Origin of the sequence: Caulobacter sp. S45 (genome assembly GCF_903642205.1) — a bacterium.
In the GTDB taxonomy this organism is placed as follows: Bacteria; Pseudomonadota; Alphaproteobacteria; order Caulobacterales; family Caulobacteraceae; genus CAHJWH01.
This window is the reverse complement of record NZ_CAHJWH010000110.1, coordinates 1-10,930: the sequence shown is the minus strand read 5'-3', so window position 1 is coordinate 10,930 and position 10,930 is coordinate 1. Positions and strand designations below refer to the sequence as shown.

Sequence of the window (10,930 nt, the reverse complement as noted above, 5' to 3'; positions counted from 1 at the left end):
GACGTCGACACCCTGCTGCTGGACAAGACCGGCACCATCACCTTCGGCAACCGCATGGCGACCGAAGTCATCCCGGCGCCCGGCGTGCCGGAGGCCGCAGCGCTGCGCGCCGCGCTGATGGCGAGCCTGGCCGACGAGACGCCGGAAGGCCGCTCAATCCTGGAGCTCGCCCGGGAGAAGGGGCTTCAGGTCGAGACACCTGCCGGCGCCACCGCCATCGCCTTCACCGCCGTCACCCGCCCCTCCGGCCTGGAGGTCGGCGGCCAGTCCTGGCGCAAGGGCGCGGTGGATGCGGTGATCCGCTACCTGAAGATCGATCGATCGCTGGTTTCCAAGGAGATCGATGCGGCGGTGGACCGCATCGCCCGCTCCGGCGGCACGCCGCTGGCGGTGGCGGAGGGCGACCGGCTGGTGGGCGTCATCCATCTGAAGGACGTCGTCAAACCGGGCGTGAAGGAGCGCTTCGCCGACCTCCGCCGCATGGGCGTGCGCACGGTGATGATCACCGGCGACAACCCCGTCACAGCCGCGTCCATCGCGTCCGAGGCCGGGGTGGACGACTTCCTCGCCGAGGCGACGCCGGAGGACAAGCTGCGCATGATCCGGGACGAGCAGGGCAAGGGCCGCCTGGTGGCCATGTGTGGCGACGGCGCCAACGACGCTCCGGCCCTGGCCCAGGCCGACGTAGGCGTGGCCATGCAGACCGGCACCCAGGCGGCGCGCGAGGCCGGCAACATGGTCGACCTCGACAGCGATCCCACCAAGGTCATCGAGATCGTGGAGGTCGGCAAGCAATTGCTGATCACCCGCGGCGCGCTGACCACCTTCTCCATCGCCAACGACGTGGCGAAGTACTTCGCCATCATCCCGGCTTTGTTCGTGGTGTCGCTGCCGGCGCTGAAGGCGCTCAACGTCATGGGCCTGCATAGTCCCCAGAGCGCAATCCTGTCGGCGGTGATCTTCAACGCCCTGATCATCGTGGCGCTGATCCCGCTGGCTTTGCGCGGCGTGAAGTACCGCGCCATCGGGGCTCAGGCGCTGCTGACCCGCAACCTCCTGGTCTATGGTCTCGGCGGCCTCGTCGCGCCGTTCGTCGGCATCAAGGTCATCGACCTGATCGTCTCAACCGTTCATCTGGCCTGAGGAGCTTCCATGCTGTCTCGCCTTCGTGCGGCGGTCGCCACGGTCGCCCTCTTCATCCTGCTCCTGGGCGTGGGATATCCGCTGGCGGTCACCGGCGCGGCCCAGCTCGTCCTGCCTCGCCAGGCGAATGGCAGCCTGCTGACCGGCGCGGGCGGACGGGTGGTCGGCTCCGCCCTGATCGCCCAGGGCTTCGCTCGGCCGGAATATCTTCATCCCCGCGGCTCGTCGGCGGGCTCCAACGGCTACGACGCCACCAACTCGTCGGGCTCCAACCTCGGTCCCATGGACCCCAAGCTTGCCGCCTCCGTCGGGAGCACGGCGACTGCGCTGCGGAAGGAAAACCCTTCCGCCGCCATCCCCGCCGACGCAGTGACCAACTCCGGTTCAGGCCTCGATCCGGATATCTCGCCCGAGAACGCCGCTTTCCAGGCGCAGCGCATAGCCCAGGCGCGGAGCCTGCCGGTCTCCGTCGTTCAGGCCGAGATCGCGAAAAGTACGGAGCAGCCGATCCTGGGCTTCATAGGGCAGCCGCACGTCAATGTGCTGGTCACCAACCGGGCCTTGGACGATCAGCATCCGCTCGCGTCCACCCGACCCTGAGTCCCACCAGAACTAGCAACTAAATCAAAATCAAAAGGTCACTGAAGATGAATTCGCGTCTCCTCGCGTCCGTCGCCATGGGCGCGGCGCTCGCCGTAAGCGTAGGAGCGGTGGCGTTCGCCGAGTCCGACGCCGACCTCGCCGTCCTGGCTGCGGCTGCAGGCCCCCCCACCAGCGCGACACCCACGTCAGCGGCCACCGCCCCTGGCGGCGGCTATGACGCCTCGCAAATTCCGACCGGCGGCAACATGCTGTCGCGCATGATCGACTACTACAAGCTGGAGTGGGGCCAGGCCGGGCCGCCGGCCGATCCTAACGCCCTGCCCGGCCGCCGGACCGACTATCCGCCCCAGCCTGTCACCCAGCCCCCCTATCCCTTTACCGAGTGGCCCTACGGCGGCGCGACCTTGCTCGGCGCCTCCCGCCCCAATGCGGTGGACAGTCCGCTGATGGTCGCCCTGGCGCCTACGGGGCTCGGCAAGCTGATGCAGGACGCCCACATCCAGGCCTACGGGTGGGTGGAGGTCGGCGCCAACCTCAGCACCAGCCACGTCCAGGGCGGCAACGCCCCGGCGGGCTACGACTACAACCCCAACACCATCCAGATGGACCAGACCGTGCTCTACGTGGAGCGGGTGCCCGACACCGTCCAGCGGGACCACATCGACTGGGGTTTCCGCATCTCAGGCATCTACGGGGTGGACTACCGCTACACCATCTCCGACGGCTTCGGCAGCGACCAGCTGACCAAGTCCAACAACAACTCCGGCTACGACTTTCCGATGCTGTACGCCGAAGTGTATGTCCCCCAAGTCGCCAAGGGTCTGCTGATCCGCGCTGGCCGCTTCATTTCCGTGCCGGACATCGAGGCGCAGCTGGCCCCGAACAACTATATGTACTCCCACTCGATGACCTACACCTTCGACAACTTCACCAATACGGGCGTGCTGGGAACATTGGCGGTGACCAAGAACCTGTTCCTCCAGGCCGGGGTCGTCATCGGCACCGACACGTTCGCCGGCAACGACGGGGTCCACAAGACCAACCCGTTCCCCAATCCCATCTACCCGAACGCCACCTTCCTGAAGGACCCCGGCGCACGCCCGTCCTTCACCGGCTGCATCCGCTACCAGAGCGACAGCGCCCGCGACGACCTCTATGTCTGCATGAATGGCATCAACAGCGGCGAATGGGGCTATAACAACCTTCAATGGAAGGGCTTCACCTATTACCATAAGTTCACTGACAAGTTCCACTTGGCGATGGAGGTCTATAACGTCCATGAAAGTGGCGTGCCGAACGTCAACAACCCGGAAGTCCAGACGATCAACGCCAACGGCGGCACGCCCTTCTCCGGCCCGTCGTTCCGCTTCAACGCGCCCGACGAAGCGCAATGCAAGGACCACAACACCTTGACCTGCCGCGCCAACGTCCAGGCGGAGCTGGCCTACTGGAACTATCAGTTCTCACCGCTGGACAACCTATCCCTGCGCACCGAGTACTTCAACGACTACCAGGGTCAACGCACCGGCGTGGCGACGGCCTATGAAGGCGTGGCGCTGGGCGTCCAGCACTGGCTGTCGCCCCAGATCGAGCTTCGCCCTGAGATCGCCTACTATCGCGCCGACTCAGGCGACGCCTTCAACGGCAACGGCAACCACGGCAACGCGCCCAACCGCCAGCAGGAGACGGTCCTGTCCGGCGACATCATCGCCCACTTCTAACCCGGGAAAAGGCTTGGCCACTTTCGAGGACCCGCGACGCCCCGATCCCGACGCCCTCCTGGCCCGCACGCGGGCGGAGGGGCGGGGCGAGCTGCGCGTCTTCCTCGGCATGGCGCCGGGTGTAGGCAAGACCTACGAGATGCTGAGCTCCGCCGCGCGGAGACGGGAGGAGGGCGCCGACGTCGTCGTCGGCGTGGTGGAGACACACGGCCGAAGGGAGACCGAGGCCCTGACCGAGGGCCTGGAGACCCTCGCACGTCAACCGATCGAGCACCGCGGCCGGATGCTCCTGGAGTTCGACCTCGACGCCGCGCTGGTCCGCCGGCCGGGCCTGCTCCTGGTCGACGAGTACGCCCACTCCAACGCGCCGGGCTCGCGCCATCCCAAGCGCTGGCAGGACGTGGAGGAGCTGCTCGCCGCCGGGATCGACGTGTGGACCACGCTGAACGTCCAGCACCTCGAAAGCCTGGTGGACGTGGTCTGGCGCATCACCGGCGTGCGCGTGCGCGAGACCGTGCCGGACTCGGCCCTGTCCCGGGCCGACGAGATCGAGGTGATCGACCTCACCCCTGATGAACTGCGCAAGCGTCTGGCGGAGGGCAAGGTCTACGTGCCCGAGACCGCGCGGCTGGCGGCCGACCGCTTCTTCAAGCCGGAGAACCTGACGGCGCTGCGCGAGATGGCGCTCCGCCGCGCGGCTCAGACGGTGGACGACAAGCTCGTCGGCCAGATGCGCGCTCAGGGCATCGAGGGACCCTGGGCGGCGGGCGAACGCATCCTGGTGCTGGTCGGGGGCGAACCGTTCGCGGGCGCTCTGGTCCGCGCGGGCAAGCGGCTGTCTGACCTGATGATGGACGCGCCCTGGACCGTCCTCCACGTCGAGCGGCCGAACCGGCCTCCACACCCGGACGCCGTCCGTCAGACCGCGTCCGCCCTGAAGCTCGCCGAGCAGCTCGGCGGCGGCGGCGTGACCCTCAGCGCCGACGACCTGCCCTCGACCGTCCTCCAGTACGCCCGTCGCAACAACGTCACCCAGATCGTCATCGGGCGGGCGAGCCGGACGCATGGGATGCGGGACAAGATGCGGATCTTGTTCGGACGATCGCTGACCCACACGCTCGTGGAGCAGACCCGCGGCGCCGCACTACATGTGGTCACCGATACCCTGAGCGACGAGGGAGCCATCCAGCCGGAGCCAACCGCGACGGCTCAACGGCGGGTCGACTGGGTGAGCTATGCGGCGGCGCTTGGTCTGGTGACGCTGGCGGGTTTGGTCGCGACCGCGGCGGACCGCTACATGGCCAACGCCAACCTGGCGATGATCTTCCTGGCCAGCGTTTTGGTCTCAGGGGCCGCTTTCGGATTTGGGCCAGGCCTGCTCGCCGCGGCGCTGGCGGCGGTGAGCTATAACTTCTTCTTCCTTGAACCCCGCTTGAGCTTCCGCATCGGCCATGCCGCCGACCTGATCACCTTCGCGGTCTTCTTCGCGGTGGCAATGACCACGGGCCTGCTGACCGGCCGCGTGCGGGACCAGGCGCGCCAGAGCTCCCGCCGGGCGTCCATCGTCGCCTCGCTGCTGGCGGCCAGCCGGCGGCTGTCGGCGGTGTCCACCCGCGAAGAGGCCGCCCAGGCGCTCGCCGAGCAGGCCTCCGGCGCGGCGGCCGCGGCGGCCGTCGTGCTTCTGCCGGAGGCGGCCGAGATCCGTCCTGCGGCCGCCTCGCCGAACGCCGCCGACCTCAGCACCGCAGCCATGACCGCCGCTCGCTGGGCCTGGGAGAAGGGGGAGCCGGCCGGCGCGGGCACGGGCACCCTGCCTCAGATCGAATGGACCTTCTGGCCCCTGCAGGGCCTGCGCGCCCGTTCGGGCGTCGCCGGGATCTCCGCCAAGCGCGGCGCCATGGATGCGGGCGAAGAGCGGCTGCTGCTCGCCCTGCTCGACCAGGGTGCGGTGGCCTTGGAGCGCGCCGAACTCGCCTCGGCCACGGTGGAGGCCGAGACGCTGCGCCGTTCCGACCAGCTGCGGGCCGCGCTCCTGAACTCCATCAGCCACGACCTGCGCACCCCGCTCTCCACCGTGCTCGGCTCGGCCACCACGCTCCTCGACTACGGCGCGACTCTGGGGCCGGAGGTCTACCGCGATCTCCTGGAAAGCATCCGGGAGGACGCCCACCGGCTGAACCGCTATGTCGGCGACCTCCTGGACATGACGAGGCTGGAGGGCGGCGGCCTGAATCCGCACGCGGAGTGGACCGATGTCCGAGACGTCCTCGCCGCCGCCATCGAGCGGGTGGAGCGACGGCTCGGCGGCCGCCGGCTCGCCCGCGATTTCCCCGCCGAGCTGAGCCTGGTGAAGACCGACGCCGGCCTCCTCGAGCAGGCGGTCGTAAACGTGCTGGAGAACGCCATCGCCTACAGCTCGGACGACACCGACATCGAGGTCGCGTCCTATGAGGACCGCGGCAACGTCGTGGTCAGCATCGAGGACGAGGGCAAGGGCATCCCGCCAGACGAGCTGGCGCGGGTGTTCGACAAGTTCCGCCGTCTGGAGGAGCCCAGCGACCGCGGCAAGGGCATCGGCCTTGGGCTCTCGATCTCAAAGGGCTTCGTGGAAGCGGTAGGGGGCCGGATCGCCGCCGCCAGCCCCATCCACGGCGACGCCGCGACGGGCTTCCGAGGAACTCGGGTCCTCATCAGCCTGCCCAAACACGTGCCAACTCACTACGAGCTTCTCTGAACCCATGTCCTCCCATCATCGTCGCATCCTCGTCATCGACGACGAGCCCCAGATCCACCGCTTCCTGGGTCCCGCCCTGGAAGCCAACGGGTTCGAGGTCATCTCCGCCGCCACCGGGGCCGAAGGGCTCGCGGCCATCGCCATGCGGCCGCCGGACGCGGTCGTCCTCGACCTCGGCCTGCCCGACATGGATGGTCAGGACGTGCTGGTGAAGGCGCGAGAAATATACCCCGGGCCCATCGTCATCCTCTCGGCTCGGGACCGGGAAGCCGAAAAGATCAAGGCGCTCGACAACGATGCAGACGACTATGTGGAGAAGCCGTTCGGAGTGGGCGAGCTTCTGGCCCGGCTCCGGGCCGCGCTACGCAATCGCATCATCAGGAGCGGCGCGACGCCTGTGGTCCGCGTCGGCGACATCCAGATCGATCTGGTCAAACGACTCGTCACGCGCGCTGGCGAGTTCGTGAAGCTCTCGCCTCGGGAGTATGCCTTGCTGTCCGAGCTCGTGCTCGGTGGGGGCAAGGTCATGACCCACAGCCACCTGCTCAAGGCCGTCTGGGGCGACGACCAGTCAGAGGAGGTTCAGTACCTGCGCGTGTTCGTCGGCCATCTGCGCCAGAAGCTCGAGGCCGACCCGTCCCAGCCCAGGATCATCCTGACCGTTCCCGCCGTGGGCTACCGATTCATGACGGACGGCGCGGCCGGGTGACGGGCTGCCGACGCCCAAAGCGAAAGGTCCGTCCTGATCTTCAGCCTGGATCACAGCTGGTGATCTTCTGATCGGCTTGGCCGGCGACGCCTTCCCGGGTTGCCTGCTGAAGCAGCAGTCCGGACCTGCAGACCACGAAGAATAATGCAAGTCTTTATGCGCACCCAAGGGGCCGCGAATGGACCGTTTATGGAGTGACAAGCTATGTTCGCGTAGCGGCCAGTGGGCCATTAAGCTTTGAGAGTCGACAATGTCCTACTTGGGCTTAGGCTCGGAATATGTTCAAGCTAATGATAGCTGCCCCGGCTGTATAACGGCGGATGGTGGCCGCAGCCTGGATGTCGCCCCCCTCCTACAGCTATCTAGGGCGCGGAAGACGGACCTGATTTCCGTTTCGGGCCCGAGCGGTCTGGAGCTGCTCAGCGCCCTTTTCAGGTCGGGCTTCGAGCAGGTCGTATGCGTACCGTGCGAGTTCCCGGCAGCCTATGAGCAGGTCGACGCCATCCTTATGGCGGGCCACCGCGACCTCGAAACCATGACGCGGGTCTTACGGCGGCTCGCTCCACATTTGAAGGAAGGCGGGGTGCTCGCCTGTCAACTGCCCGCGTTTGAGGACGACCGTCAGGTCGAGCTCTGCCTCAACGCCTTAGGCTTGTCGGTCGAAAGTACGGTCTTCGACCTTCGGAGTGCGGTCCTGGTTCGCCACACCGTCGGCCACCAGGCTTGCATGCTGAGAGCGGCCTGATGACCCAATTCGATCCTGCATCGGGTTGCGTCGCGAGAAGCGCGGCGCGGCCTCTGCCCTCAACCTCCTCCAAGCTCTTTCACGACGGGCCGTCATCTGCAGGTAGGACGGGCGCTAGGGCGGCCAAGCTTTCCGACCTGTTGTGCTCGCGCCCGCTTGCCTCCCCGCGGCTCGGGACGCTGTTGATCGTCAACGGGCTGACGGAGGATGCGGAGCCCCTTATGCGTGCAGGTGTCGAGGTGGCGAACCGCCTGGGCGCTCATCTGCTTTGCCTCAGCTACAGCCCGTATACGGGTGGAGAAGCGGCCGGCTCAGCCGAAGAAAGGGCGGCGCGACGGCTCCTCGAGGTCGACGGCGAGAAGTTTGAAGCCGTAAGCGCGTCTGTGAGGGGCGGCAGAACATGGCTCTCGAGCGCGCGAGCCATGCTGCCGTCGCTTAGCGCCCTGTCTTGGTGGGCAGACTTGTTAATGCTGAATGCCGATGAACTGGGTGGGGAACAAGGCGCATGGAAGCGGTTGAGCGTCCTCTCCCATGCGTTAAACACGCCGATCTTGGTGCGCCCCACAGGTGGAGAGGCGCCTGAGTGCGACTCCTTCGTCCTGGTCAGCGAGGCCTCCGCTGTGTCCCAGGAGAGCATCAGGCGCGCCTTGCCGTTGATCCTCAAGGCCCGCCACGTGCTTATCCTTACCAATGACAGGTCTGGCGACATCCTGAGGTCGGGGTTGCTGGCGCGCGGTATGAAGGCGTCATGCCTCGAGGTCGAGCGTACCGGAGCTCTTGGGCAGGCGGAGACGATACTCGGTCGAGAGGCGGGGCACGTCGTCGTCCACGGCGGCGCCGTGGCACGGAATGCGGGGTTTGCGTTCAGCGCCCATCGCCGGCCGCCTGTGACCAGATGCCAAAGCGCTCTGCTCGTATAGTCTACCACTGCCGTTAACCGACGGCTGACTACGCAACTTACTCGCTCTGTGGGAGCCTGCCGACCGCCGAGGACGTGGCCGAGAGCCACGCGGCCTCTGGAAGCTGGTGGAGCACGGTTGGAGACGCTATTTCCTGTATCTAGCGGCTGCGGGCCGGCGGAGACCCTTGCCTGATGTCTATGCTCCGGGGCCTGCAGGACATCGGCCTTTTCCTTTCAGCCTTGGTGGGAATGGAGGGTGTGGCCTGGGCGACGCACCGCTTCCTTATGCACGGTCCCCTTTGGATCCTGCACCGCTCGCACCATGAACCCCGAAGGGGAAGGTTCGAGCTGAACGACCTTTTCGCCCTGTACTTCTCGCTGCCCTCGATGGGCTTGATCCTATGGGGCAGCTTGGACTCGGGACCAGCCAGGTGGCTGGGGTGGGGCATGGCGGCCTACGGCCTGATCTATGCTCTGTTCCACGATGGCCTGGTGCATGGCCGATTCCACTCGCCGCTGCCACTGCGGCTCATCAAGCGGCAGGTGCAAGCGCACCGCATGCATCATGCGGTTGCGACCAAGCGGGGATGCGTGTCTTACGGCTTCCTCTGGGCGCCGACGGTGACGAGGCTCAAGCGCCAGCTGCAGGCTAACCAAGCCCGGGCCACGGCCCAGCTGGCGGAGGGTACGGCGGCGGCTCCGGCGCCGGCCGGACAGACCACCTTGTCGTCAGCCCATTATGCGAACGTAACCGCGCCAGCCTACCGCACGCGACCGCCGACCATCGCGGATATCGCGCGTTCGGCCAATCTTCCATAGGGTGGCCGCAGGAGCCTGGCGCCAGACAAGGGTGACTGCAGGAACACGGAGCGGCGATGGGTGAAGGCGTCGAAGCCCGCCCGGCCGTGATAGGCGCCTACACCGGATTCGCCCAGGCCGCCGAACGGCAGGCCCTCGACCGCGACCTGCAGCACCGTATCGTTTACGGCGACGCCGCCGGATCGGGTGCGGGCCAGGACTGTAGTCAAGCGGCTCCGGTCCCGACCGAACCAGTACAGGGCAAGCGGCGCGGGACGCAGGTTCAGGTGGTCAAACACCTCCTCCGGGTCGTCGTAGGGCACGAGCGGCAGCACCGGGCCGAAAATCTCCTCGCTCATGAGCTCGCCGTCCTGCGGCGGGTCGATCACCAGGCAGGGCGACGTTCCGCGCGGTTCGGCGGTCGGGAGGAGCGGGACAAGGTCGAGCCCGGCGACCAGCCGCTTCAGCCGCTCGCGGTCGGCGGAGCGGCACACGGCGGTGGCGTCCGATCCGGATGGATCGGGCCGCATCCGCGCCGCCGCCGCCTTCGCCGCCTCCACGAAGGCGGGCATGGTGGCGCGCGGCAGCAGCACGTAGTCGGGCGCCACACAGGTCTGGCCGGCGTTGAGCAGCTTGCCGGCGACGATGTCGGCCGCAGCCCGCTTCAAGTCCGCCGAAGGGTCGATGATGGCGGGCGACTTGCCGCCGAGCTCCAGAACCACGGGCGTCAGGGTGTCGGCCGCGGCCCGCAGCACGCGGCGGCCCGTGGCGGACGATCCGGTGAACAGCAGCTTGTCGAAGGCGAGGCCGGACATCTCCGCCGCCAGTTCGGGGCCGCCCGCCACGGCGGCGACAAGGTCGCGATCGAGGTGGCGCGCCACGGCGGCGCAGATCGCCTCGGCGGTCCGGGGCGTGTGCTCGGAGGGCTTGAGCACCACGCGGCAACCCGCGGCCAGGGCGCCGACCAGCGGCGAAAGGGCAAGCTGGACGGGATAGTTCCAGGGCGCGATGACGCCCACTATGCCGAGCGGCTGCTTGAGCACCAATGCCCGCGCGGGCCAGAAGCGCCAGCCCACGAAGACGCGCTCGGGCCGGCTCCAGCGATGGAGGCGCGCTAAGGCGTGGTCGATGGCGGCCACCACCACGCCGACCTCGCTGATCATGGTCTCGTGCCAGGACCTCCCGCCGAAATCCTCGGAGATGGCGGCGGCGAAGCCCTCAGCCTCCGCTGTCACCAGCCGGCGCAGAGACAGCAGCGCCTCGCGCCGACGCTCCAACGATGGGGAGCCGTCGCGGGCCTGGGCCTCGCGCAGCCGCCTCAGGGCCGCGGCCGCCGCGCCTTCAGTCAACATCAGCCCTGACCTCCCGCCGGATAGCTGCGCCCGCGCCACGTCTCCGGCCGGTCGCTGAACCTGCGCAGGAGGGCGCGCCATTGCAAGGTGAGCAGCAGGACGAAGGCGAGCGGGTTCAGCGGCACGGACCGGAGCGGCTCGCGGCAGCAGACCGCCTGGAGGAGGCGCGCCCCGAGCGGCCCCGCGCAGGCCAGGGCCGCCATCACGGCGGGGCCACGCCGCCC

At 67.8% G+C, this 10,930-nt stretch carries 9 protein-coding genes; 7 read left to right on the top strand and 2 right to left on the bottom strand.

Going from position 1 to position 10,930, the window contains the following annotated elements; all coding sequences use genetic code 11:
- The 7 genes from kdpB to HUV06_RS11185 form a co-directional block, all read left to right on the top strand.
- Nucleotides 1-1,143 (top strand): potassium-transporting ATPase subunit KdpB (gene kdpB, locus HUV06_RS11210; RefSeq protein WP_174301355.1); only part of this gene is annotated, 1,143 nt, incomplete at its 5' end.
- Between the two features lie 9 nt (nucleotides 1,144-1,152).
- The gene (gene kdpC / locus HUV06_RS11205) at nucleotides 1,153-1,743 is read left to right on the top strand and encodes a potassium-transporting ATPase subunit KdpC (RefSeq protein ID WP_174301354.1); all 591 of its coding nucleotides are present in this window, start codon (nucleotides 1,153-1,155) and stop codon (nucleotides 1,741-1,743) included.
- Between the two features lie 47 nt (nucleotides 1,744-1,790).
- The gene (locus HUV06_RS11200) at nucleotides 1,791-3,467 is read left to right on the top strand and encodes an outer membrane beta-barrel protein (RefSeq protein WP_174301353.1); all 1,677 of its coding nucleotides are present in this window, start codon (nucleotides 1,791-1,793) and stop codon (nucleotides 3,465-3,467) included.
- Between the two features lie 13 nt (nucleotides 3,468-3,480).
- Nucleotides 3,481-6,201: a sensor histidine kinase KdpD gene (locus HUV06_RS11195; RefSeq protein ID WP_256430066.1), complete on the top strand. Its 2,721-nt coding sequence runs from the start codon at nucleotides 3,481-3,483 to the stop codon at nucleotides 6,199-6,201.
- A 4-nt stretch (nucleotides 6,202-6,205) separates the two neighbouring features.
- Nucleotides 6,206-6,910 carry a response regulator gene (locus tag HUV06_RS11190; protein ID WP_174301352.1) on the top strand — a complete coding sequence of 235 codons (705 nt, stop codon included), beginning with the start codon at nucleotides 6,206-6,208 and terminating at the stop codon, nucleotides 6,908-6,910.
- Nucleotides 6,911-7,160: 250 nt separating this feature from the next.
- On the top strand, nucleotides 7,161-7,655 hold the full coding sequence (locus HUV06_RS16040; protein WP_217433791.1) for a hypothetical protein: 495 nt from the start codon (nucleotides 7,161-7,163) through the stop codon (nucleotides 7,653-7,655).
- Nucleotides 7,656-8,748: 1,093 nt separating this feature from the next.
- Complete coding sequence (locus HUV06_RS11185) at nucleotides 8,749-9,375, top strand: sterol desaturase family protein (protein WP_174301351.1); 627 nt, start codon at nucleotides 8,749-8,751, stop codon at nucleotides 9,373-9,375.
- Here the strand turns inward: HUV06_RS11185 and HUV06_RS11180 are convergent.
- Both HUV06_RS11180 and HUV06_RS11175 read right to left on the bottom strand, forming a co-directional pair.
- Complete coding sequence (locus tag HUV06_RS11180) at nucleotides 9,318-10,706, bottom strand: aldehyde dehydrogenase family protein (protein WP_174301350.1); 1,389 nt, start codon at nucleotides 10,704-10,706, stop codon at nucleotides 9,318-9,320. The genes HUV06_RS11185 and HUV06_RS11180 overlap by 58 nt on opposite strands.
- Nucleotides 10,706-10,930, bottom strand: a 225-nt coding sequence (locus tag HUV06_RS11175; RefSeq protein WP_217433790.1) for a hypothetical protein, incomplete at its 5' end; no start/stop codon positions are given. The genes HUV06_RS11175 and HUV06_RS11180, both read right to left, overlap by 1 nt.